The sequence below is a fragment of the Micromonospora sp. LOL_025 genome (assembly GCF_048060285.1).
Classification (GTDB): domain Bacteria; phylum Actinomycetota; class Actinomycetes; order Mycobacteriales; family Micromonosporaceae; genus Micromonospora.
In genome coordinates this window covers 36,823-61,235 of record NZ_JBHMIR010000022.1, presented here as the reverse complement: position 1 = coordinate 61,235, position 24,413 = coordinate 36,823, and the positions used below count along the sequence as shown (strand labels likewise).

The 24,413-nt window shown below is 75.0% G+C and carries 19 protein-coding genes; 9 read left to right on the top strand and 10 right to left on the bottom strand.

The window, feature by feature from the left end; genetic code table 11:
* Positions 1–494 precede the first annotated feature (494 nt).
* Entirely contained in the window at positions 495–2,363 is a 1,869-nt protein-coding gene (locus ACFHW0_RS23335; protein ID WP_416610796.1) for an acyl-CoA dehydrogenase, read from the bottom strand.
* Between the two features lie 451 nt (positions 2,364–2,814).
* On the opposite strand from ACFHW0_RS23335, the gene ACFHW0_RS23330 reads away from it, so the two are divergent.
* Positions 2,815–4,386, top strand: coding sequence for a pectate lyase family protein (locus ACFHW0_RS23330; protein ID WP_416610794.1), 1,572 nt, complete (start codon positions 2,815–2,817; stop codon positions 4,384–4,386).
* Positions 4,387–4,506: 120 nt separating this feature from the next.
* On the opposite strand, the gene ACFHW0_RS23325 is transcribed toward ACFHW0_RS23330, so the two are convergent.
* The 3 genes from ACFHW0_RS23325 to ACFHW0_RS23315 all read right to left on the bottom strand — a co-directional run bounded on the left by ACFHW0_RS23325 (position 4,507) and on the right by ACFHW0_RS23315 (position 8,184).
* Positions 4,507–5,679, bottom strand: coding sequence for an alanine--tRNA ligase-related protein (locus tag ACFHW0_RS23325; RefSeq protein WP_416610792.1), 1,173 nt, complete (start codon positions 5,677–5,679; stop codon positions 4,507–4,509).
* Positions 5,680–5,935: 256 nt separating this feature from the next.
* Positions 5,936–7,078, bottom strand: a complete 1,143-nt coding sequence (locus ACFHW0_RS23320; protein ID WP_366642611.1) for a fatty acid desaturase family protein — start codon at positions 7,076–7,078, stop codon at positions 5,936–5,938.
* Positions 7,079–7,092: 14 nt separating this feature from the next.
* A complete protein-coding gene (locus ACFHW0_RS23315) occupies positions 7,093–8,184 on the bottom strand; it encodes a ferredoxin reductase (RefSeq protein ID WP_416610789.1) in 1,092 nt (363 codons plus the stop codon).
* Positions 8,185–8,269: 85 nt separating this feature from the next.
* Here ACFHW0_RS23315 and ACFHW0_RS23310 point away from each other — a divergent pair, with 85 nt between their 5' ends.
* The 7 genes from ACFHW0_RS23310 (at position 8,270) to ACFHW0_RS23280 (ending at position 18,507) form a co-directional block, all read left to right on the top strand.
* Positions 8,270–9,508, top strand: a complete 1,239-nt coding sequence (locus ACFHW0_RS23310; protein ID WP_416610787.1) for a PucR family transcriptional regulator — start codon at positions 8,270–8,272, stop codon at positions 9,506–9,508.
* Between the two features lie 246 nt (positions 9,509–9,754).
* Positions 9,755–11,149 (top strand): hypothetical protein, encoded by a 1,395-nt coding sequence (locus tag ACFHW0_RS23305; RefSeq protein ID WP_416610785.1) that lies wholly within the window; start codon positions 9,755–9,757, stop codon positions 11,147–11,149.
* Positions 11,150–11,274: 125 nt separating this feature from the next.
* Positions 11,275–12,228, top strand: coding sequence for a transporter substrate-binding domain-containing protein (locus ACFHW0_RS23300; RefSeq protein ID WP_416610783.1), 954 nt, complete (start codon positions 11,275–11,277; stop codon positions 12,226–12,228).
* Between the two features lie 14 nt (positions 12,229–12,242).
* Complete coding sequence (locus ACFHW0_RS23295) at positions 12,243–13,112, top strand: hypothetical protein (RefSeq protein WP_416610781.1); 870 nt, start codon at positions 12,243–12,245, stop codon at positions 13,110–13,112.
* Positions 13,109–15,292 (top strand): tetratricopeptide repeat protein, encoded by a 2,184-nt coding sequence (locus ACFHW0_RS23290; protein ID WP_416610779.1) that lies wholly within the window; start codon positions 13,109–13,111, stop codon positions 15,290–15,292. The genes ACFHW0_RS23295 and ACFHW0_RS23290 overlap by 4 nt, the downstream gene beginning before the upstream one ends.
* A 35-nt stretch (positions 15,293–15,327) precedes the next feature.
* A complete protein-coding gene (locus ACFHW0_RS23285; protein WP_416610777.1) occupies positions 15,328–16,776 on the top strand; it encodes a VWA domain-containing protein in 1,449 nt (482 codons plus the stop codon).
* Between the two features lie 6 nt (positions 16,777–16,782).
* Positions 16,783–18,507 carry a hypothetical protein gene (locus ACFHW0_RS23280; protein WP_416610775.1) on the top strand — a complete coding sequence of 575 codons (1,725 nt, stop codon included), beginning with the start codon at positions 16,783–16,785 and terminating at the stop codon, positions 18,505–18,507.
* A gap of 40 nt (positions 18,508–18,547) precedes the next feature.
* Here ACFHW0_RS23280 and ACFHW0_RS23275 read toward each other — a convergent pair whose 3' ends face one another.
* From ACFHW0_RS23275 to ACFHW0_RS23255, 5 genes are all read right to left on the bottom strand, one after another.
* Positions 18,548–18,928 carry a VOC family protein gene (locus ACFHW0_RS23275; protein WP_416610773.1) on the bottom strand — a complete coding sequence of 127 codons (381 nt, stop codon included), beginning with the start codon at positions 18,926–18,928 and terminating at the stop codon, positions 18,548–18,550.
* A gap of 21 nt (positions 18,929–18,949) precedes the next feature.
* Entirely contained in the window at positions 18,950–19,195 is a 246-nt protein-coding gene (locus ACFHW0_RS23270) for a DUF5988 family protein (RefSeq protein WP_121397819.1), read from the bottom strand.
* A gap of 254 nt (positions 19,196–19,449) precedes the next feature.
* Positions 19,450–20,187, bottom strand: coding sequence for an ABC transporter permease (locus tag ACFHW0_RS23265; protein WP_416610771.1), 738 nt, complete (start codon positions 20,185–20,187; stop codon positions 19,450–19,452).
* Positions 20,184–21,125: an ATP-binding cassette domain-containing protein gene (locus ACFHW0_RS23260; RefSeq protein WP_416610769.1), complete on the bottom strand. Its 942-nt coding sequence runs from the start codon at positions 21,123–21,125 to the stop codon at positions 20,184–20,186. The genes ACFHW0_RS23265 and ACFHW0_RS23260 overlap by 4 nt, the downstream gene beginning before the upstream one ends.
* A 279-nt stretch (positions 21,126–21,404) precedes the next feature.
* On the bottom strand, positions 21,405–22,079 hold the full coding sequence (locus ACFHW0_RS23255) for an HAD-IA family hydrolase (protein ID WP_416610767.1): 675 nt from the start codon (positions 22,077–22,079) through the stop codon (positions 21,405–21,407).
* Between the two features lie 223 nt (positions 22,080–22,302).
* Between ACFHW0_RS23255 and ACFHW0_RS23250 the strand changes: the two genes are divergently transcribed.
* Positions 22,303–23,712, top strand: coding sequence for an acyl-CoA synthetase (locus ACFHW0_RS23250; RefSeq protein WP_416610765.1), 1,410 nt, complete (start codon positions 22,303–22,305; stop codon positions 23,710–23,712).
* Here ACFHW0_RS23250 and ACFHW0_RS23245 read toward each other — a convergent pair.
* Positions 23,709–24,371 carry a 4'-phosphopantetheinyl transferase family protein gene (locus ACFHW0_RS23245; RefSeq protein WP_416610764.1) on the bottom strand — a complete coding sequence of 221 codons (663 nt, stop codon included), beginning with the start codon at positions 24,369–24,371 and terminating at the stop codon, positions 23,709–23,711. The genes ACFHW0_RS23250 and ACFHW0_RS23245 overlap by 4 nt on opposite strands.
* Positions 24,372–24,413 lie beyond the last annotated feature (42 nt).

Sequence of the window (24,413 nt, the reverse complement as noted above, 5' to 3'; positions counted from 1 at the left end):
CGCCGCCCGGTCAGGCGACGGGTGGGCCCGCAGGATGCGCCGGGCCCGGCGGCGGTCGAGCCACCGTGGCTCGGGCGGGTCCGTCGGATCGACGCCGGTGGCCAGGTCCAGCAGGATCAGCACCCAGAAGCCGGCCGCGCTGAGCATGTTGCGGGCGCGGCCCGGTTCCGGCGCTCCCGGCGGCAGCACGACCTGCGCCCACCGCCAGGCCGCCCAGGCGACCTCGCGGTCCGGGTGGTGCCGTCCGGAGCGGCTGAGCAGCCGGACCTCGCGTCGCGCGGGAGCCGGCAGCCGCCACCAGCGCCGCAGGATCTCCAGCCGTTCCTCGGCGCCGTCGGCGGGCGGTGGGGCGGTCACGTCACCGGGGTTCATGGCTGGCAAGGATAGGCGGGCCGCGCACGGCGGTCCCGACGGGCGGCGGTCGGTCCAGGCGGGTTGCGGCCGGTCGCGGCGGGCGGCGATCGCGGCGCGGCGGCGGTCCCGGCGGGTTGCGGTCAGAACCAGTCGTCGCGCATCTCCAGCGTGGTCCGGTCGAGGCTGTCCAGCAGGTCGAACTGCGGGCCGGTGCGGGGCAGCTCGTGTCGGAAGAAGTACCGGGCGGCCTGGCGCTTGCCGGCGTGCAGGTCGGCGTCCGGGCCGTCGCCGGGGCCGCCGGCCGCCTCGACGACGAGAAGCTGCTCCAGCCACATCCACGCGATCACCACGTGGCCGACCGCTTCCAGGTAGACGCTGGCGTTGGCCAGCGCCACCTCCGGGTCGCCGGTGCTCCACAGCCGCCGGGTGACCAGGGCGACCCGGTCGAGGGCGGCGCCGAGCGAGGCGGCCAACTCGGCGGTCTCGCCCCCGGCCTTCCACGCGCGGGTGGTCGTGGCCCGGACCGTCTCCACCAGCAGCGCCAGCCCGGCCCCGTCGCGCATGGTGACCTTGCGCCCCAGCAGGTCCAGCGCCTGGATGCCGTGGGTGCCCTCGTGGATCGGGTTGAGCCGGTTGTCCCGCCAGTGCTGCTCGACGTCGTAGTCGCGGGTGTAGCCGGAGCCGCCGTGCACCTGGATGGCCAGGTCGTTGGCGGCCAGGCACCACTGCGACGGCCAGCTCTTCGCGATCGGGGTGAGCACGTCCAACAGCAGCCGCGCCCGCTCCCGGTCCGCCGCCTCCGGCGCGGTCTGCTCCTCGTCGAGCAGCCGACCGCAGTAGAGGACGAGCGCCAGGGCGCCCTCCACGTAGCTCTTCTGCGCCAGCAGCATCCGTCGCACGTCCGGGTGGGCGACGATGGGCACCTGCGGTGTGGCCGGGTCCTTGTCGGCCAGCGGGCGGCCCTGCGGCCGCTGCCGGGCGTACGCGAGGGACTTGAGGTAGCCGGTGTAGCCGAGGGCGGTGGCGCCGGCCCCCACCCCGATGCGCGCCTCGTTCATCATGTGGAACATCTGCGCCAGTCCCTGGTGCGGCTCGCCGACCAGGTAGCCGACCGCGCCGGGGCGCCCGCCGGGCCGGTGCACGCCCTCGCCGAAGTTGAGCAGCGTGTTGGTGGTGCCCCGGTAGCCCATCTTGTGGTTGAGGCCGACCAGCACGACGTCGTTGCGGGCGCCGAGCGCGCCGTCGTCGCGCAGCAGCACCTTCGGGACGATGAACAGCGAGATCCCCTTCACCCCGGGCGGGCCGCCGGGGATCCGGGCGAGCACCAGGTGGACGATGTTCTCCGACAGCTCGTGGTCGCCGCCGGAGATCCACATCTTGGTGCCGTGCAGCCGGTACGTCCCGTCGTCCTGCGGCTCGGCGCGGGTGGTGATGTCGGCCAGCGAGCTGCCGGCCTGCGGCTCGGACAGGCACATCGTGCCGAAGAAGCGCCCCTGCACCATCGGCCGGACCCAGGTGTCGATCTGCTCGGGGCTGCCGTGCGCCAGCAGCAGGTTGGCGTTGCCGAGGGTCAGCAGCGGGTACGCCGAGGTCCCGACGTTGGCGGCCTGGAGCCAGGCGAAGCAGGCGGCGCGTACGACGTGCGGAAGCTGCATGCCGCCGACCGACGCGTCCATGCCGGCGCCCAGCAGCCCGGTCTCGGCGAAGACGTCGAGAGCCTGCTTGACCTGCGGGATGGTGTGCACCCGGCGGCCGTCGAAGGTGGGCTCCGCGAGGTCGGCGGCCCGGTTGTGCGGGGCGAACCGCTCGGCGGCGACCCGCTCGGCGAGTTCCAGTACGGCGTCGAAGGTCTCCCGGGAGTGCTCGGCATAGCGGTGCCGCTCGGTCAGCCGGGTCACGTCCAGCCAGTCGTGCAGCAGGAAGCGCAGGTCACGACGGGAGAGCAGGGTGGACGACACGGGTCTCCTTCCGTCGACGGGCGGGCCGTCGGCCGCGGCGCGGCCCGGCATGCCCTCGCGCAGGTCATCCTGACTGATCCGGCCGGCCGCCGCACCACCCGACGCCGATGGGCCATCAGCGGGGCGCGGGGACCGCCGCCGGCCGCCGCAGCGGGCGGAGCGGGGCATCACACCGCAATCCGGACAGGTTCTTGCCATAGCGATAGACAGGTCCCTATCCTCGCTGGAAAGCGCTTTCCGGGGCACGGGCGACGGCACCACCACAGGCGGAACGGGCGGAAGCACGGTCAGGGCGGCCTCGCGGTCGACGCTGACGGCCTCGACTGGTCGAGGCCGGAGCGGAACCGCCGACCCGATCCACATCGAGAAGAGCACCCCCACAGCCGGGTCGACGAGCGACCCGTCCGGCGACCGGCCACACGTCGGCAGCCACGACGGCCCCGCCGGCAGGACACGGCTCGTGGCAGCAACACCCGACATTTCACACGAAGGTGAGGCGAAGATGAGACGACCAGTCGCACTGCGACTCCAGGTGGCACTGGCCACGACAGCCGTCGGGGCCGCGATCGGTCTGGCGGTCCTGCCGACGCAGGAGGCGTCGGCGGCCGCCGGCGCCGCGACCGGCTACGCGACCCAGAACGGCGGGACCACCGGCGGCGCGGGCGGGCAGACGGTACGGGTCAGCACGGGCACCGGGATCCACACGGCCCTGTGCACCCGGGCCAGCAGCAGCACCCCGATCATCATCGAGGTCCAGGGGACCATCAACCACGGCAACACCACCAAGGTGTCGGGCGCCAGCTGCAGCACCGCCGACGGCGTGATCGAGCTCAAGCAGATCAGCAACGTCACGATCATCGGGGTCGGCACCGGAGCCGTCTTCGACCAGCTGGGCATCCACATCCGCGAGTCCCGCAACATCATCATCCGGAACGTGACCGTCCGGAACGTCAAGAAGTCCGGCTCGCCCACGTCCAACGGCGGTGACGCCATCGGCATGGAGAGCGGCGTCCGCAACGTCTGGGTGGACCACGCCACCCTGGAGGCCTCGGGCGGGGAGTCGGAGGGCTTCGACGGCCTCTTCGACATGAAGGACAACACCCAGTACGTCACCCTGTCGTACAGCATCCTGCGCAACTCCGGCCGCGGCGGCCTCATCGGCTCCAGCGAGAGCGACCGCTCGAACGGCTTCGTCACGTTCCACCACAACCTGTACGAGAACATCGACTCCCGCACGCCCCTGCTGCGCGGCGGCATCGCCCACATCTACAACAACCACTACGTGAGCCTCCACGAGTCCGGCATCAACTCGCGGGCCGGGGCCAGGGCCAAGGTGGAGAACAACTACTTCCGCAACTCCAAGGACGTCCTGGGCACCTTCTACACCAGCGAGGCCGGCTACTGGCAGGTGGCCGGCAACGTCTTCGACAACGTGACCTGGTCCAGCCCCGGCACCGACAACAACCCCGCCGGGCCCAACCCGCAGTCCAACACCAGCGTCAGCATCCCCTACCCGTACAGCCTGGACGGCGCCGCCTGCGTGCCGGACGTGGTGCGCCAGACGGCGGGCGCCAACACGGGCCTGCGGGAGTCGAACGGCAGCTGCTCGCCGCAGACCCCGGCACCGACGCCGACCACCCCCGCGCCGGGGCCGACCACCCCCACGCCGGGACCCACCAGCCCGACGCCGGGACCGACCCAGCCCGGGGGCACCAACCTCAGCATCGGGGCCGGCTCCGACGGCTCCAGCAAGGCCGACGGCACGAGCTACGGCAACGTGCGCGACGGCAGCCTGGGCAGCTACTGGTCGCCGTCGGGCGCGACCGGTGACATCTCGATCAAGTGGGGTTCCGCCACCAGGGTGTCCCGGGTCGTCATCCGCGAGCCCTCGGGCACCCAGGGCAGCATCGGGTCCTGGCAGCTCGTCAACCACGGCACCGGCGCCGTCCTGGCCGCCGGCAGCGGGGCGGGCGCCATCACCTTCCCCGCGACGTCCCTGGCCAAGATCACCTTCAGGATCACCAGCTCGGGCGGCGCGCCGAAGGTCGCCGAGTTCGAGACCTACGCCGGGTAGCCGTCATCGCCCGCTGCCGTCCGGGACCGGAGTCGCCGGTCCCGGACGGCCGCGGCGACCCGCCGGGCGTCGGCACGGCGCGCACCGCCCGCCACCGGTGCGCCGCGACGGGCGACGCGGTCAGGCCACCTCGGCCAGCAGGCCGTCGACGAGGTCGCGCGGCAGCCCGTGGGTGTCGTGCAGGTCGCGGTAGTCCTCCTCGGTCAGCGGTCCCCGGGACCGGCGCCGGGAGACCACCGGCCGCCCGCGCCGCAGCAGCTCCCGGAACCGCCGTTCCTCACCGGAGAACACGTCCCGCACCTCGTCGACGGTGACGCGCTGCCGGAATCCGTCGAGGGTGTGCCGCACCGGCCCGGTCGGCAGGTCGGACAGGGTCCTGGACGCGTCGTCGCGCCACAGCGTGGTGAGCGCGCGGCGCAACAGCCGGCGCAGCACGTAGCCGCGGCCGGTGTTCGAGGGCCGTACGCCGTCGCCGACCACCAACACGCCCGTGCGCAGGTGGTCGCCGACCACGCGCAGCGCCCCGTCCCGCAGACCCCACACGTCGGACACGCCGCGCGCCCACGGCACGAGGCCCTCGCCCTCGTGGACCGAGCGGTGCCCACGCAGCACCATCTCCAGCCGTTCGAGGCCCATCCCGGTGTCCACGTTGGGCTGCCGCAGCGGCGACAGCCGACCGTCGGGGTGCCGGTGGTAGCGCATCCCCACGTGGTTCCAGACCTCCATCCACCGGTCGTCGGTGCCCGGCGTGCCGTGGGGCGGGCCGTCGCCGGTCCAGAGGAAGATCTCCGTGTCGGGTCCACACGGCCCGGTGGGGCCGTTGGACCACCAGTTCTCCTCCCCGGTCAGCTCCACGGGCAGGCCCAGTTCCCCCCACGTGCGCAGCGACGGCTCGTCCGGGCCGACCTGGTCGTCGCCGCCGAAGACCGTCACGTGCATCCGGTCGTGCGCCACGCCGAAGCCGTCGCGCAGCAGCTCGTAGCCCCACCGCAGGCTGCGCGGCAGGTCGTAGTCGCCGAGCGACCAGGAGCCCAGCATCCGGAACAGGGTCAGGTGGGTCGGGTCGCCCACCTCGTCCAGGTCGGTGGTGCGCAGGCAACGCTGCACGTTCACCAGCCGCCGGCCCAGCGGGTGGGGCCGACCCGCCAGGTAGGGGGTCAGGGGGTGCATCCCGGAGGTGGTGAAGAGCACCGGGTCGCCCGGCGGCGGGATCAGGGAGCCGTCGGGCACGAGTTCGTGGCCGCGCTCGCGGAAGAAGTCGAGGAAGGTGCGGCTGATCTGGTCGTACGTCATGGCGGTGGCCTTTCCGGGTCGGACGACCGGAAAGGGTCCGTCGCCGGGGACCGGCGGGCCGACGGGCACGAAGAAGCCGGCGGACCGTTTCCGGTCGCCGGCGGGTGTCGGTGAGGTCAGGCGGCGGCGACCGACGAGCGCGAAGCTCGCGCGGCCGCGGCGGCGAAGAGGTGCCTGATCTCCATGCCCCGACTGTACGCGGACCCGGCGCCGCCGCCCAGCGCGTTTCGCGGCGGGCGGCGGCGCCGGGGGCGGGTCAGACCCCGGACGCGGCGAGGGCCGGCGCGGGGCGGTCGTCGACCCGGCGGGGCGCCTTCCGGTTCGGCAGCGACAGCCGGACGACCTTCTTCCAGGCGGAGAAGACCTGCCGGGGCAGCGAGCCGGTGGTGTACCTCAGCCCGTACCGGTCGAACAGGGCCCGCACCTCGGGGGCGATCTCCTGGTAGCGGTTGCTGGGCAGGTCCGGGAAGAGGTGGTGCTCGATCTGGAACGACAGGTTGCCGGTCATGATGTGCATCAGCCGGCTGCCGCTGATGTTGGCCGAGCCGAGCATCTGCCGCAGGTACCACTCGCCGCGGGTCTCGCCCTCGATCGAGCGCCTGGAGAAGGTCTCCACGCCCTCCGGGAAGTGCCCGCACATGATCACCGAGTGGCTCCACAGGTTGCGCAGGAGGTTGGCGGTGAAGGTCGCGGCCAGCGTGTGCAGGAACGAGGGCCCCGACAGCAGCGGGTGCACCACGTAGTCCTTGAGCACCTGCCGGCGGATCTTGCGACCCACCGCCCGGGCCCGGGCCCGGAACTCCGGCTTCTTGTGCCGGCCCTTGCGCAGGTTGCGCCCCAGCTCCAGGTCGTACGCGGCGATGCCGTACTCGAAGAAGCAGGCGTTGATGAAGTTCCACAGCGGCTGCCCCAGGTGGAACGGGTGCCACCGCTGGTCCTCGTCCACGCGCATGATGCCGTAGCCGAGGTCGTTGTCCTTGCCGAGGACGTTCGTGTACGTGTGGTGCAGCTCGTTGTGCGAGTGCTTCCACTGGTCGGCAGGCGAGACGTGGTCCCACTCCCAGGTGGTGGAGTGGATCTTCGGGTCGCGCATCCAGTCCCACTGGCCGTGCAGGACGTTGTGCCCGACCTCCATGTTCTCCAGGATCTTCGCCACCGTCAGGCCGGCCGTGCCCACGATCCAGGCGGGCGGGAAGAGCGAGAACAGCAGCACGACCCGGCTGCCCAGTTCCAGCTTGCGCTGCGTCGAGATGACCCGGCGGATGTACGCGGCGTCCCGCTCGCCCCGGTCGGCGACCACCCGGGCGCGGATCGCGTCGAGTTCCCTGCCGATGGTCTCGATGTCCTCGGCGCTCAGGTGGGCGATCGGGTTGTCGGGCTTGTTCTGGATCACGGTCACGTCGGCTACTCCGGTCAGTGGTCGATGTCGCAGGGGCCGGCGGCGGCCGACACACAGGTCTGGATGCGGACGCCGTCACCAGGCACCGCCGTGGTCAGTTCCCCGTTGCGCAGGTCCCGAACCGCGCCCTGGCGCAGCGGCAGGACGCAGCCGAAGCAGATGCCCATTCGGCAGCCCGAGGGCATCAGCACCCCGGCGTTCTCGCCGGCGTCGAGCAGCGGGGTGGCGCCGTCGGCGTCGACGGTGACGCCCGAGCGGACGAAGGTGACGGTGCCGCCCTCGCCGGGCGAGATGACGGTCGGCCGGAACCGCTCGGTGTGCAGCCGGTCGCCGCACCCCCCGGCCGTCCAGTGCGCCTCCAGGGCGTCGAGCAGGCCGAGCGGGCCGCAGGCCCAGGTCTCCCGGTCGAGGTGGTCGGGCACGAGGCGGTCGAGGTCGGCCATGGTGAGCAGCCCGTCGGTGTCGGTGTGCCGCTCCACCAGCCGGATCGCGCCCCGCGCGGCCAGCTCCCGCAGCTCGGCGCCGAAGATCACGTCGGCGGGGGTCGGCGCCGAGTGCACCACGACGACGTCGGCGTCGCCCGGCACGCCGGCGCGCAGCATCCCCATCACGGGGGTGACGCCGCTGCCCGCGGTCACGAACAGCACCCGGGCCGGCGGCCGGCCCGGCAGCACGAAGTCGCCCCCGGCCTGGTCGAGCTGGACCAGCGTCCCGGGCCGGGTCCGGCGGACGAGATGGTTGCTGACGACCCCGTCGGGGATGGCCTTCACGGTGACCGAGATCGGCGCGCCCCGGCGGGCGGGGACCGAGGTGACCGAGTAGGCCCGCCACTGGCGTACGCCGTCGACGTCGACGCCGAGGCGGACGTACTGCCCGGGGGTGTGCCCGCGCCAGTCGCGGCCGGGCCGGATCACCAGGGTCGCCGCGTCGGCGGTCTCGGGGCGTACGGCGAGGATCCGGCCGCGCAGGTCGGCGCCGGAGCGCAGCGGGGCGACCATGTCGAGGTAGTCGTCGGGCAGCAGCGGGGTGGTGACCGACGCGGCCAGCCGAAGGATCCGGCCCCGCAGGGCCGCCTTCCCGGAGGGGTTCGGGACGGTGGTGGTCATGATTCGATGGTCGCCCGCAGAATGGCATAAAATCTTGACCTGCGAAGGTGAACCGGACGAGGCTTTTTGTGCGGAGGGAACAAACGTGTCCGAACGCTCCGAGGCCACGCGGCGCGCGGCCCGCCTCGAGTTGGACGCCCGGGTGGCCGGCGCCCTGCACGACCGGCTGCCCCTGCTCGCCGAGCGCACGGTGACCGCCATCACCGCCGAGGTGCCGAGCTACTCCGGTGCCCTGACCGGCCAGATGCGCGAGAAGATCGAGACGGCGGTGCAGATCGCGCTCGGCACGTTCCTCCAGCTCATCGGGCGCACCCAGGGCGGCGACCCGAGCACTCCGCTCGTCGGCGCGCTGGAGGCCGCGTACGCCCTCGGCAGCGGGGAGGCACGCTCCGGCCGGAGCATGGACGCCCTGCTCGCCGCGTACCGCGTCGGCGCCCGGGTCTCCTGGCGGGAGATGTCCACCACCACCGTGCAGGGCGGGTCGTCGGCCGCCACCGTCGCCGAGTTCGCCGAGCTGATGTTCGCGTACATCGACGAGCTCTCCGCCGCCAGCGTGGCCGGCCACGCCGACGAGCTGGCCAGCGCCGGCCGGGCCCGGCGACGCAACCTGGAGCGGCTCACCCAGCGGCTGCTCGCCGGGGAGCCCGAGGAGGCGCTGCTGCGCAGCGCCGAGCGGGCCGACTGGCCGCCGCCGCAGACCCTCACCGTCGTCCTGCTGCCCCGGGCCAACCTCCGCGCGGCGCTCGCGCGGCTGCACCCGCACACGTTGGAGAGCGGCGACGACCTTCCGGCGAGCGGGGCGGGCGAGGACCTGGCGGTGCTGCTGGTGCCCGACACGCACGGCGACCGGCGGCGGCAGCTCGCCCGGGTGCTGCACGGCCGCCGGGCCGTGCTCGGCCCCGCCCGGCCCTGGACCCTGGTCGCCTCGTCCTACCAGCGGGCGGTCCGGGCCCTGTCGCTCGGCCTGCGCCCGGCCGACGACGGGCCGGCGCTGGACACCGAGGAACACCTCGCCGAGCTGGTGCTGAGCACCGACCCGGAAGGGCTCGCCGACCTGCGCGCCCGGGTCCTGGCGCCGCTCGCGTCGCTGCCCCCCGGCACCGCCGACCGGCTCGCCGAGACCCTGCGCTCCTGGCTGCTGCACCAGGGCCGGCGCGACGACGTGGCGGCCGACCTCTTCGTGCACGCGCAGACCGTCCGCTACCGGATGGGCAAGCTCCGCGAGCTGTACGGCGAGCGCCTGACCGACCCGGCGACCGTCCTCGACCTCACCCTCGCCCTGGCCTTCCCGCCCCGGACCGGGGCCGACGACCCACCGTCCTGACCGGACCGGCTGTCTCCGCCCGTGGCCGACCGGTGACGCTGAGGTCAGATACCGGACATACGCGTGCCACCCGCGCACCCGCGATGCCACCCTGGTCCTCCCGCCCGCGCTCACCCACCCGGCTGCCGGCCTCCGCCGGAGGCCGCCGGTGTGACCGCCCGGCGGGGCGGACGGGGCCGGCTCCGGTACCGCGACGCCTTCCGCCAGGAGGCCGCCGGAGGGCCCACGGCGAGCGGGAGGACGGGCATGGCGTCGCACACGGGGGACGAGGCCGGGGTCGACCGGCCGGCTCCGGCCAGCGGGCGGACACGCTCCGGTGGCACGGGCCGGCTCCGCGACGCGCTCCGGACGACCCCGGCGCTGATCGTGCTCAGCGGCGCCGTACTGGTCGCCGCGCTGGCCGTCACCGCCGCCGTCGCCGTGCAGTCCCGCGCGTCGGCCACCACGCTGGGCGAGCGGTCGGCGGCGACCGCCGTGGGCACCAGCACGACCGCCCGGCAGATCTACCAGGGCCTCGCCGACGCGGACGTCGCCGCCAGCGCCGTCTTCCTGCTGCCGCCCGCCGAGGACCGGCGGGCCCCGCTGGTGGCCGCCTACGACGCGTCCGTGCACGAGGTGGAGCGCACGCTGACCGACTCGATGGGCAACGCCGTCGGCGACCCGGACCGCCTGACCCGGCTGGCGACCATCGCCGCCCGGTTGAAGGTCTACCGCGACGTGGTGTGCGCCGCCCTGCGGGTCGCCGGCCCGCTCTCCGCGGCGGCCACGGGCAACCGGCAACCCTGCCCGCCGGCCGGGGCGGCGGAGCAGGCCGGGACGGGCAGTCCGGCGGCCCGCGCGGTGCTCGCCTCGGCCTACGCCCGGGAGGCGTCGCACTACATGTCCACCGAGCTGCTCACCGCGGCCCAGGGCCTGTGGAACTACGACACGAGACTGCTGCTCGACGCCCGCGCCGACGCCCGACGCTGGCTGGCCGCGTCCGTGCTGGTGCCGCTGGGCACCCTCGCCGCCCTGGTGGTGGTGCAGATGTGGCTGCGCCGACGGACCCGGCGCCGGCTGAACGCGGGCCTGCTGCTCGCCTCGGTGGGCACCACCGCCGTCCTGGCCATGCTGGTCTCCTCGTGGTGGCACTGGCCGGCCGCCGACCGGGGCTTCCCGGAACTGGAACGGGCGATCGACGCGCAGAGCGCCACCCAGCAGCGGCTCGGCGCCCTGCTCGCCGGCCGGGCCGACGTCTACCTGGGGCTCGGCGCGAGCGTCGACCCGGCCGGGCACAAGGCGGACTTCGACGGCCGGGACCTCTGCTTCGCGCCGGCCGTCGGGCGGGAACCGCCGAAGGACCGGATCGACTGCACCGCCCTGACGGAGGACGTCTGGCCGGCCCGGCAGATCAAGACGCCCAACGCGTTCCGCGACGCGGTCGACACCGTGCTCACCGAGGGATCGGCGGGCCGGGCGTTCGTCGCCGCGGAGGGGCATCTGCTGACCGAACTGACCACCCGCAACGAGGAGGTCTCCCGGATGGTCGCCGACCTGCCCGAGGCGCGCCGCCACCTGGGCGGCGCGGCCGCCTGGGTCACCCTGCTCGCCGCCGCCGGTGTGGTGGCCGGGCTGCGCCAGCGCCACCTGGAGTACCAGTGACCGTGTCCCGGCGGACTCCGACGCGGACCCGACGCCGGGTCGCGTCGCTCGCGCTCCTGGCGACGCTGGCCGGGTGCGCCGCGCCGGCGACACCCGCTCCCGCGCCCCCCGCGCGGCCACCGGGGGTGGCCACGACGCCGACCACCGACGCGACCGGCGGGGTCTGCCCGGTGCGCAGCAGCCTCGCGCCCGACCCGACGCCGCCGCGCCGCATCCTCGACAGGGGCGAACTGGTCGCGGGCGTGGATCCGTCCGACGCCACGATGAGCCACTGGGACGCCAGCACCCAGCGGTTCGAGGGTTTCAACATCGAACTGATGCTGGCGGTGGCCCGCGCCCTCTGGCCGGCCGACGACCCGCGCAACCGGCTCACCTTCAAGGCGGTGCCGCCCGGCCAGGGCGCCTTCACCATGCTCGACAAGGGTGAGATCGACGTCGTCGCCACGTCGCTGACCGCGTCCTGCGAGCGGGCCCGGCGGGTGCTGTTCTCCAACGACTACCTCGACTCCGGGCAGACGGTGCTGGTCCGCAGGCGCGCCGACGGCACGCCCGAGTTCGCGGGCATGGAGCAGCTCGGCGGCCGGCGGGTCTGCGCCGCCACGAACACCACCTCGCTGGTTATGATCGCCGGCTACCGCACCACGGGAGGCCTGCGTCCGGTCCCGGTGCACGCTCCGCACCCGGTCGACTGCCTGGTCATGCTGCGACAGGGCCAGGTCGACGGGGTCAGCACCGACGACAACATCCTGCTGGGCTTCGCCCGGATGGCCCCGGACACGACGCTGGTGACCGAGGCGCCCCGGCCGGAGCGGCGGTCCTGCGCATACCACCGCGACGAGAACTGCACGTGGTTCACCGACGAGCCGCACGCCTTCGCGTTCCGCCTGACCGACGGCCGGGACCTGGTCGCGTTCGTCAACCACGTGTTGGCGCAGCCGCGTACGGCGGTGGTGTGGCAGCAGGCCCACGACCGGTGGCTCGCCGGCCACCGCGACCGGGGGATGCCGTCGCCGGGGCCGGTCACCACCGTGTGGCCGCCCCCCGACCCCGCGCCGGCCACCCCCCGGCCGGCCGACTGATGGGCGGTGGGCGAATGGCCGTGCGGGAGAGTCTCGACGCCACCCTGGCCGCACACGCCTGGGTCTGCGAGCACCTGCTCGACGTGCAGCAACTGGTCACGGACGCCTTCCGACAGCCCGACGGCCCGGCCGCCGCGCCCGCGCAGGAGGCCCGGGAGCTGCTGCACCGGCTCGGCTGCCTGTCGCTGGCCCTCGACCGGCTGGTCGACGACCTCGACGGGATCGACCGGTCGACGGACGCGGGCGAGCAGGCCCTGGCCCGGCTGCTGGCCGACCCGTGCCAGGTCCGGTTCACCGCGGCCACCGGCGAACCGGTGCAGGTGCAGGCGATGGGTGTCCAGGAGATCCTGGTCGCGGCACGCGAACACGTGGCCCGGATCCGCCGGATCGTCGACGCGTACGGCCGGGACCGGCTGGCGGTCCGGGCGCAGCGGCTGCGCTCCTCGGTCGAGCGGCTCCGGCAGCTCGCGACGGAGGCCGCCGGCGAGGGGCTGGGCGACGGGACGGATCCCCTGGCGGCGCTCGCGGTCGACGGGCTGCTGGACCGGCTGACCGCCGCCGAGGTGGCGGGCCGTGGCCAGTGGTGGCGGGGGGACGTCCAGCCGGAACGCGACGACGGGTCCCTGCGGGCCGCCGTCGACCGCGCGGTCGAGGGGACCGACACCGCAAGGCGCCGGCTGCGCCGGAGCTGCCACGCGGAGCTGACCGGCCGGCTGGAGGCGTACCGGCAGAAGGCCGCCGACGAGGGCCGGGCCGAGCACCCGCAGGTCGAACGGGCCTACCGGGAGGCACTCGCCGCGCTGCGCCCCGACGCCTTCGCCGTGACCGCCGCGAGCCGGGCGGTACGGGCCTACCAGCGGGCCGTGAACGGGGGTACGCGATGACGGCGAGCCGCGGCTGCGCGGAACGCAACTGCCCCGGCACCGTCGACCAGGACGGGTTCTGCCGGCTGTGGGGGCACGAGTGCGTCGGGGCCGGCGCGGGTGCCGAGCCCGGCGCCGTCGGCGGGCCGGTCCGGCTTGCGGAGGCCGACCCACGGCCCCTGCGGACGACGTCCCGGCCGTGGGAGCGACCGACTGTGCTGCCGACCGCACGGCCCCACGACCCTCTGACGGCGGTGGTGTCGCAGCCGGTCGTGCCCGAGCACTCCCGCTACTGCGGCAACACGAGGTGCCCCCGCCACCGCGGTCCCCGGCTGCCCCGGGTGGCCGGCTTCTGCCCCGACTGCGGCACCCGGTACTCCTTCACCCCGCCCCTGGCCGACGGCGACCTGCGCGCCGGGCGCTACCGGATCGAGGGTTGCCTGGGCAACGGCGGGGTCGGCTGGGTGTTCCTCGCCCGCGACGAGGACATGGACGGCGCCTGGCGGGTGCTGAAGGGGCAGCGCAACCCGGAGGACCGGGAGGCCATCGCGGCGTTCGTCGCCGAACGGCAGGCGCTGATCGCGCTGAACCACCCGAGGATCGTCACCATCACCCACGCGCTGCGGCCCGAGTCCGACCGGGACGCCGGCTACCTGGTGATGGAGTACGTCAACGGCGGCACCCTGGAGGAGGCCCGCAGCGCGGCCGCCCCGGGCGGCGGGTCCTGCGCCGTGGACGTGGCGCAGGCCCTGGGCTACGCCGTGCAGATCCTCGACGCCTTCGAGTACCTGCACGACCAGGGCTGGCTGTACTGCGACCTGAAGCCCGAGAACGTGATGCGGGTCGGCGGCCAGGGCACCAACGACCCGATCAAGCTGGTCGACTTCGGCGCGGCCCGCCGGATCGACAACACGGTGAGCCCGGCGTGGGGCACCGCGGGGTACACCGCACCGGAGGTGGAGCGGCTGGGGCCCGCCGGTCCGAGCGTGCGGTCGGACCTCTACACCGTCGGCCGGACGCTGGCCGCGCTGACCCTGGTGCCCCGCTCCACCGAGGTGACCCGGATCCCGCCGGGACAGGACGTGCTGCGGCTCCCTGTGCCCGCGCGGCTCGACCCGTTCCTGCGGCTGCTCGCCCGCGCCACCGCCGCCGAACCGGAGGACCGCTTCGCCTCGGCCGCCGAGATGCGCGAACAGGTCCGGGGGGTACGACGGCAGGTCAGCTCGGCGACCGACGGCGTGCCCCGGCCGACCCGGTCCACCCTGTTCAGCCCGTCCGCGTGCGCCTTCGCCCTGCACACCGACCGCGACGCCCTGGACGTCGTGGAGATCATGCTCGGCCTGCCCGTACCCCTGGTCGACGGCGCCGACCCGGCCGCCGGGTTCCTCGCCTCGCTCGGCTCCGCCGACCCGGCCGAGCTCATCGAGCTGTTGCGGACCGCCCCGGAACAAACCGCCCAGGTGACCTACCGCGCCGTTCGCGCCCACCTCGCCACCGGGCGGGTGGACGAGGCCGGCCCGTTGCTCGCCGACTTCCCCGAGGAGTTGCGGGACTGGGCACTGTGGTGGCACCGCGGCCTGGTGGCCCTGGTGGGGCGGGACGCCGCCACCGCCCGACGCTGGTTCGGGCAGGTCTACGGCTGGCTGCCCGGCGAGGTGTCCACGCGGCTCGCGTACGCGGTGGCCTGCGAACTCGACGGTGACCCGCGCACGGCGGCCGACCACTACCGGGGGGTGTGGGACGCCGACCCGGGCGTGGTGGGCGCGGCGTTCGGGCTGGCCCGCTGCCTGCTGGAGACGGCGGACGCGCGCAGCGCGGCGGACGCCCTGCTGCGGGTGCCGGAGTCCTCCCGCGCCTCGACGGCGGCGGTGACCTGCGCGGTGCGGATCCTGCTCGACGCGCCGGACGACGGGCACCGGCTCGACACGGCGCTCGACGCCGCCGCGATCGTCGACAAGCTGCCCCCGTTCGGCGAACGCGAGGAGGTGGAGGCGCACATCCTGCGGATCGCGCTGGACTGCGACCTGACCGAGGGGCGCCACGGCGGCCGGCGGCTGTTCGGGCACCGGCTCGACGAGACCGCCCTCCGCCGCGCCTTCGAGCGCCGCTGCCGCTCCCGCGCCCGGCGCACCGCCGACCGGCGCGAGCGGATCGCGCTCGTCGAGCTGGCCAACGCGTACCGGCCGGTGACGTGGTGGTGATCCCGGCCGCCGGCCCCGACGGAAAGAGGTCACCCGTGTCCCCCGCCAACGATCTGCCGCTGCGGCTGCGCGTGCACCACACCGAGTGCGTCTCCGCCGACGGGGCGGTCCTCGACGTGGTCGCCACCGTCCGGGGCGAGGAACCCGTCCACGCGGACGTCCGGCGCGACGACCTCGCGGAGGTGATCCTGCTCGACTCCTCGGGCTCGATGGGCGCGCCCCAGGCCAAGATGCGCGCCGCCCGGCAGGCCACCGCCGCGGCCATCGACGCCCTGCCCGACGGGGTCGCGTTCGCGGTGGTGTCCGGCACCGCCCACGCCACCATGGTCTACCCGGGCGACCGGCGGCTGGCGGTCGCCGACGAGACCACCCGGGCCGCCGCCCGCAACGCGCTGCGGCACGTGGCGCCGCACGGCGGCACCGCCATCGGCACGTGGCTGCTGCTGGCCCGCCACCTGCTGGCCACGCGGCCGGACGCGATCGGGCACGTCATCCTGCTCACCGACGGGCGCAACGAGTCCCAGCGCCCCGCCGACCTGCGGGCGGCGGTGGACGACTGCGTGGGCCGGTTCACCGTCGACTGCCGCGCCATCGGCTCCGCCGACGGCGTGCACGACTGGGACGCGGCGGAGCTGCTCGGCATCGCGGAGGCGTTGGGCGCCAACCCCGTCGTGCCGGTCGAGGACCTCACCGGGCTCGCCGACGACTTCCGGGCGGTGCTGACCCGCGCGATGTCCCGGCGGGTCCCCGACGTCCGGCTCCGGGTGCGCACGACCGGGCTGGCCCGGGTCCGCTTCGTCAAGCAGGTGCACCCGGCGCTCGCCGACCTGAGCGGGCGCGGCGAGCCGGCCGGCGAGCTGGGCACCGACTACCCGGTCGGCGCGTGGAGCCCGCACGACCAGCGGGACTACCACGTCGCCCTGGAGGTCGACGCGATGGTGCCCGGGGCCCGGCGGCGCATCGGCTGGTTGAGCGTCCACGCGGGGACGGACACCACGCCGGTGGAGGCGCCGCTCGACGTGGAGTGGACCGAGGACGCCCTGCGCTACTCCGAGATCAACGAGAGCGTCGCGTACTACACCCGCCAGCAGGACTACGCGGCGGCGGTCCAGCGAGGGCTGGCGGCCGCCCGGGCGGGCCGGGTCGCCGAGGCGGAGGAGCACCTCGGGCGCGCGGTGGCGCTCGCCCACGCCTCGGGCCGCGACGACGACGTCGCCCTTCTCGCCCGCGTCGTGGACGTCCTGGACGCCGCCGGCGGCCGGGTCCGCCTCAAGCCCGACGTCGACGCCCGACTCACGCAGTCCTCCCTGGTCGTGGCCCACCACACGTCCCGGTGGGGACCGCAGGAGCCGCCGGCGCAGCGGGACAAGCCGGCCGGACCGCCCGCGCCGTGGCGGCACTGCGGCGAGGAGCAGGGCGGCGCGTACTGCGAGGGATGCGGCGCCCACCACCTGTCGGCGGACCGGCCCGCCGGGCGGTCCTGACCGCCGATGGACCTGGACGTCTCGGACAAGGTCGCCAGCGTCGTCAGCGGCACCCTGGCGCTCGCCACCGCGGTCGTCGCCGTCCGCCGCCACACCCGGGGCCGGCGCGGCTGGTGGACCTCGTTGCGCCCGGTCTGGCGCGGCGAGGCGGACGCGGGCATCGTCCACCCGCACCGCTTCGGCGGCTACGTCAAACCGCTGTCCGAGGTGTACGTGCCCCGCCGGGCGGTGCCGCGACTCGCCCCGTCCGGCGACGGCGTCGACGTGGCGGACCTGCTCACCGGCACCGGCAACGTGCTGCTGATCGGGGAGCCGGGCAGCGGGAAGACGGCGCTCGTCCGCTACGAGAGCGCCCGGTCGGCGCGGCGGTGGCTCGCCGGGCGCGGCCGACGCCGGCGTTCCCCACCCGGTCCGGTGCTGGTGAGCCTGCCGGCCGCCGCCCTGGTGCACCAGACGCTGCCCGCGGCGCTCGCCGAGGCGTACCCGCGCGAGGGCGTCCCGCTCGACGTCGAGCAGGCCCCCGCCCCCGGCCGGCGGTGGCTGGTCTGCGTCGACGCGCTCGACGCCGTCGCCGACCCGGACGAGCGGGCCGTCGTCCTCAACCGCCTCGCGGAGCTGGCCCGCTCCCCCGGCCCGTCCGGCCCACCGAGGCCCTGGCGGCTCCTGGTGACCACGCGGCACCTGGCGGAGGACGAGCTGGCCGTGCTGGGCGACGGCTACCCGGCGTACCACCTGGCGCACTTCACCGACGCGGACGTGGCGCTGCTGGCGGCCCGCTGGTTCCCCGACGGCGCCACGGCCCGCAGGTTCCTGGACTGGACCCACGCCCAGCGCATCACCGAGCCGCTGCACAATCCGCTCACCGCCACCGTCGCGGTGCTGGTCTGGGAGGGCGGGCAGGCCGAGGCGGCCGCGCGGCCGGGCCCCGCCGCCCTGCTCGACGAGTTCGTCCGCGCCCTGCTGCGCGGCGGCCGGACCAGCCTCGACGCCGCCTGCGCGGCGCTGCGGCGCAACCCGCCCGAGGGCGCGGCGGTCGCCGCCTGGCTGGACACCCGGCACACCGACCTCGTCGAGGTGGCGGCGACCGCCGCCGTCGCCGGCCGCGACCCGGTGGCGGCGGTCGTGGAGTGGTCGACGGCCCACGCGCCGGCTCCCCCTGCGGCGGTGCTGCCCGACTGGCCCGTGCACGTACGGCAGATCCTGCTCGCCACCGACCTCTTCCGGGCCGACCGCCACGCCCTGGCGTCGGTCTGGCCCAGCCTGGTGGAGTACCTGGCGGCCGGGCCGCTCGCCCGCGACTGGCGGCCGGACGAGTGGGTGACGCTGATGAACACCGGCTCGGCGCGGTTCGTCGCGTTGCAGGCGATCAGTCGGGCCGCCGTCACGCCGGTCTTCCTGCGCGCGCGGCTGACCGAGCCGGTCGGGGCGATCGCCGCCGGTCACCTGCTCGCCGGCCGGGGCACGGCCGCCGCCGGCGCGCCGTCGTTCCGGGCGGACGTGCTGGCGGCGCTGCTCACCCACTGGTCCGGCGGCGCGGACGGTCCCGGCGGCCGGGACGCCGCCCGGGAGTGCTTCTCGCTGTTGACGACGCTGGCGGCGGACCGGGCCGACCGGGACCTGCTGCACGAGATCGCCACGGATCCGCGGCGACCGGGTGAGGTCCGCCGGGCCGCGGCGCTCTTCTTCGCCCTGCGCGCCCGCAACGCCCACCGCTCCGGGCCGGCGGAGTGACCGTCGGCCCGGCGGCGCGGTGGGCGTTGCGGGCGTTCGCCTACGCCGCCCGCTGCGGGCCGACGACGGCCCAGCACAGGCCGGCGGGATCGCGCAGCGTCACCTGGCGTGACGGATCCGCCGGGGTCTCCACGCGGGCACCGGCGGCCACCGCCCGCCGCAGCACCGACTCGGGGTCGGTCCGCTCGATGGTCAACACGTCGTCGCGGGTCTCGGCCGTCGACGGCGTGCCCGCCTCGTACCACTCGCTGACGGTCAGGCGGTGGCCGCCGACGGCCAGTTCCGCGTGCAGTACGCGCCCGTCGAGCAGGCACTCCCGCTCGATCGCGACGGCGTCGAAGACATCCGTGTAGAAGGCGATGGCCTCGTTCGTGTCGCTGACCGTCAGGTGGGGACCCGGCCGGTGGTTCTGTGCCCTCATGTGACTGGTGCCGCCCTTCCCCTACTCGGCGATCCGGGTCCGACCGGTCCAGCGGAAGACCACCGGAAGGTCGACCGCCGGCGGGGTGGCGCCCCGTTCGAAGTGCTCGTACCCGCCGTAGTGCAGGACCTTGATCTTCTCCTCCGCCCGCGCCACCTGGCGGCTGCGCAGGTCGGCCGGCAGATCGACCGGACCGCCCTCCAGGACGGCGTCGATGACGCCGACTGCGTCCCGGGTGACCGGATCAGCTTGCGAAACGTCCTTCATGGCACGACCTCCGTCGCATTCCGCACACCTCGGACGAGCCGCCGCACGGCGGCGGACGCGTCCACACAGGCCTGACGACACCCGTTGCCGGGTGAACGGACGCTTCACGGTCGAACGTCCTTGTCCGGTGACCGGCCGCCCGTTCTGCTCCGAACGTAATCCAGATCACATTCGGCAGACACCCTTAGGGCACCCCTAGGAACGGCCCTGGGCAGCCACGACGTCCACCGCACCGGCCATCAGGGTGTGGAGGATCACTCCCAGCGGAAGAACCGGGTGGCCGCCACGGAACCGACCACGGCCATCACCGCCAGGGCGATCAGCTGCGGCAGCTCCGGATTGGCGCCCGCCCACGCCGCACCGAGCGTGTCCACCGTGGCACCCAGCGGCGAGTAGTCGGCGATGGCGGCCAGCGCGCTCGGCATCCGGTCGCGGGGCAGCCAGGCACCGGCCAGGAAGAGCAGCGGGAAGAACAGCGCGGGGCCGATCGACTGCGCCGCCCTGGCGGACGGCGCCAGCGCCGCGATCAGCAGACCGACGGCGAAGAGGCACGCCACCCCGAGAAGGAAGGCCAGCACGAACCCGGGAACGTTGGCCGGCGCCGGCTGGTCCAGCAGGAACCGTACGGCGATGGCGGTGACCACCGCGCCGAGGACGCCCATCACGAGGTTGACCACCACCTGGGCCACCAGCAGGAGGGCGGGCTGCACCGGGGTGGTCGCCAGGCGGCGCAGCACCCGGCGTTCCCGGTAGATGCCGAGCGCCATCGGCAGGGTGAAGAGCGCGAGCATGCCGATGGTGAGGGCCAGCGCCAGGGACGGCAGGAAGGTCTGCTCGGCGTGCTGGCCGGTGTCGGCGGCCGTGCCGGCGCGCTGCGGCAGCCCGAAGACGAGCATCAGGCCGATCGGCAGGGCGAAGACGAAGAACAACGACACCGGTTCCCGGAGGAACAGCTTGGTCTCGACGGCGATCAGCTTGGACAGGGCGCTCACGACGACCTCCCGTCGGTCGGGGACTGCGCGGCGGTCCGGCCCGAACGGCCGGTGAGGGAGACGAACGCGTCGTCGAGGGTGGGCTGCTCGACGCGGAGCGCCGTGTACTCGATCCCGCGCCCGTTGAGCACGGACATGACCGACTGGAGCACGTCCTTCGTGCCGGTCACCGTCACCTCGTCGCCGTGGCGGGACACCCCCGTCACGTCGGGCGCCGCGAGCAGCAGGGCGTCCTCGACCGGCTCGGCGGGACGGAAGTACACCCGGTGCTCGTTGCCGACCCGGGTGAGCAGGCCGGCGGGGCTGTCGATGGCCACCACCCGACCCTTGTCGATGATCGCGAGCCGGTCGCAGAGGCGTTGCGCCTCCTCCATGAAGTGGGTCACCAGCACGACGGTGACGCCCCGGTCGCGGATCCGCTCGACCAGGTCCCAGGTGTCCCGGCGGCCCTGCGGGTCGAGGCCGGTGGTCAGCTCGTCGAGGATCGCGACCTCCGGCCTGCCGACCAGTGCCAGCGCCACCGACAACCGCTGCTTCTGCCCGCCGGAGAGCTTCTGGAAGTAGGTGTTGCGCTGCTCGGCCAGGCCGAGGTCGGTCAGCAGCTCGTCGATGTCGGCCCGGTTGCGGTAGAAGGACCGGTACAGGTCCAGCGCCTCCCACACCCGCACCTTGTCCGGCAGCTGGCTCTCCTGGAGCTGGGCGCCGACGCGCTGCCGCACCTCGGTGCGGTCGCGGATCGGGTCGAGCCCGAGCACCCGGATGGTGCCGCCGTCGGCACGACGCAACCCCTGCACGCACTCGACCGTGGTGGTCTTGCCGGCCCCGTTCGGGCCGAGCACGCCGAAGATCTCGCCCTGTTCCACGGTGAAGGAGACGTCGTCGACCGCGATCTTCTCGCCGTACCGTTTCTGCAGATGATCGACTTCGATGACCGGCATGGGGGGTGGTCCTCCTTCACGTGCGGGTTGCCGTCGAGAAGGGCGGGACCCCTCGGCTGATCGCGGCGTCGGCTTGCGGGAACGGGCCGGTGCCGGCCGGAGCCGGGCCGACCGACGCCCGACATCATCCGGCCAACCGATGCGTCGATCAACTGATCAGCTGACAAATCGGGGGTATCGAACCGGGAATCGGCCCGGGACAGGGGTGCCGACCGCCAACGCGGCGCGGGGCAGGGGTGCCGACCGGTCACCCGCAGGTGTCCGGTCGACGCGTGCCGGTCACCGACGGACCGCGCAGAACGGCAGCAGCTCGTCGAGTCGGGTCAGGACGACGTCCGGGCCGGCGGCGCGCAGGGTCTCCTCGTCGGACTCGCCCCACAGCGCGGCCACGGCCAGCACCCCCGCCGCCCGCGCGCTGGCCAGGTCGCTGGGCGCGTCGCCGACCATCAGCGCCTCACCGGGGCGGGCCCCGAGCAGGCGCAGCGCCCGCCGCACGATGTCCGGAGCGGGCTTCGGCCGGGGCACCTCGTCCGAGCCCACCACGTGGTCGACCAGCGGCAGCAGACCGAGCCGGCCGAGCAGGTCGCGGGCGCGGACTCCGCTGCGGCCGGTGGCCACAGCCAGCGCGATCCCGCGCCGGCGCAGGGTGCCGAGCAGCTCCGGCACCCCGTCGACGGGGGTGACCCGGTGCGCGAGGCGGTTGCTCTCCCGCACGAACGGTCCGGCCAGCGCCGCCGGCAGGCCCATCAGCTCCAGCACCTCCGGCAGGTACCGGCCCGGGTGGCGGCAGTACTCCTCGACCGGGGCGACGCCGTCGCCGACCACCTCGGCGTACGCGAGGGCGAACGCCTCCCTGGCCACGGCGAGGCTGTCGACCAGCACCCCGTCGAGGTCGAGCACCACGGCCCGGACACCGCCCGGTACCGCCGTCGACGCCGCCGCGTCCGCGACCACCGACGCCACCTCCCGTCCGACCCGCCCGCGCCCGTCCGTAGGGGTGGCCGGCCCCCGGGAGCCCCGACTACGGTCAGGACGTCGTTCCGGGCCCGCCGCGGCGCGCGGCCACCCCGGATCCGCCGCGCCCACCGACCCTACCGGCGTTCCAGGTGCCCACCGTCGGGCGCCGGCGCGCCCGGCCGGGCCGGCCCGGGCCGAGCCGCTGGAGAGGGGTCGCACCATGCCGCTGCTGAGCTGGCTCGCGAGAGGCACCGACGAGCGTCCGGACGCGATCCGGGTCGACGACCGGGCGGTGTCCTGGGTGGAGCTGCGCCGCCTGGCCGCGGCGGTGGCCGACGAGCTGCGCGGCGTCGACCGGGTGGCGATCGAGGCCACCGCCACCCTGGAGACGGTGGTCGGGGTGGTCGGCGCGCTGACCGCCGGAGCGGCGGTCGTGCCGGTCCCGCCGGACGCCGGGCCGATGGAGCGCGACCACATCCTGCGCGACTCGGGGTCGACGGCGCTGCTGGTCCCGGCCGGCGCGGAGCGCACCGCAGCGGGCGCGGGCCGGGCCGTCGTGCCCGTCGACCTGGCCCGGCGCTCGGACACCGTGCACCCCGAGCCGGACCCGGCCCGCACCGCGGTGATCCTCTACACCAGCGGCACCACCGGCGCCCCGAAGGGCGCCGTGATCTCCCGCCGAGCGGTCGCCGCCTGCCTGGACGGGCTGGCCGACGCCTGGGCGTGGACGCCGGACGACCTGCTGGTGCACGGCCTGCCGCTGTTCCACGTGCACGGGCTGGTGCTCGGCGTGCTGGGGCCGCTGCGGCTGGGCAGCCGGCTGCACCACGTGGGCCGGCCGCGACCCGAGCGGTACGCCGCCGCCAACGGCTCGATGTACTTCGGCGTGCCGACCGTGTGGTCCCGGATCGCCGCCGACCCGGAAGCGGCACGGGCGCTGCGTCCGGCCCGGCTGCTGGTCTCGGGCAGCGCGGCGCTGCCGGCGGCGGTCTTCGCGGACCTCGCCACCCTCACCGGGCACCGGCCCGTCGAGCGGTACGGGATGACCGAGACCCTGATCACGGTGAGCGCCCGGGCGGACGGCCCGCGCCGGCCGGGCACCGTCGGGCTGCCGCTGCCCGGGATGCGTACGCGGCTGGTCGACGAGAACGGCGCCACGCTCCCCGCCGACGGGGCGGCGATGGGCGAACTCCAGGTCGACGGCCCCACGCTGTTCGACGGGTACCTGAACCGCCCGGACGCCGACGCGGCGGGCCGCACCCCGGACGGCTGGTTCCGCACCGGGGACGTCGCCACCGTCGACCCGGACGGCTGGCACCGGATCGTCGGCCGGGCGTCCACCGACCTGATCAAGAGCGGTGGATACCGGATCGGCGCGGGCGAGGTGGAGGACGCCCTGCTGGCGCACCCGGGGGTCCGCGAGGCAGCCGTGGTGGGCACCCCGCACCCCGACCTCGGCCAGCAGGTCACCGCGTACGTGGTGGGCGACGGGGTGGACGGGGCCGAGCTGATCGACTTCGTGGCCCGGCACCTGTCGGCGCACAAGCGGCCCCGCGAGGTACGCCTGGTCGACGCGCTGCCCCGCAACGCCCTCGGCAAGGTGCAGAAGACCAGGCTGACGGCGGACTAGGGCTGGACGGCCGGGATGCTGATCGCGGTGGCCACCAGTCCCCGGTCGACCAGGAACCTGCCGGCGAAGGCCGTCACCGGGGTCCCGCCGAGGACCGGGCCGGGCACCAGCAGCCGGGCCTCGAACGTGCCGGCCGGATCGATCACGATGTCCGCCTCGGAGAAGTCCAGCCACCGGCCGGTGAGCGGGAACCACGCCTTGTACACCGCCTCCTTCGCGCTGAACAGCAGGCGGTCCCAGCAGACGGCGGGGCGGGCCGCGCCCAGCGTGGCGGTGCGGGCCAGCTCGGCCGGCAGGGCGATCGCGTCGAGCACCCCGTCGGGCAGCGGCGCGTGCGGCTCGGCGTCCACGCCGAGGGTGGCGAACGCGGTCGTACGGCCGAGGACCGCCGCCCGGTAGCCGTCGCAGTGCGTCATGCTGCCGACCACCCCGGCCGGCCAGACCGGGGCGCCGCGGGCGCCGGAGACGATCGGCGCCGGCGCGAGGCCCAGCTCGCCGAGGGCGGTGCGGGCGCAGTGCCGCACGGTGGTGAACTCCCGGCGGCGCTTCTCCACCGACCGGGCCACCAGCGCCTCTTCCTCGGGGAACAGGGTCAGGCCGGCGGGGTCCGTGAAGGCCTCGGCCACCGCCACGGCGGGGGGCAGGATCTGTTCGATCACGTCCGCCGATGCTAGGCGCTGTGGCAACCCTCGCCGCACCGG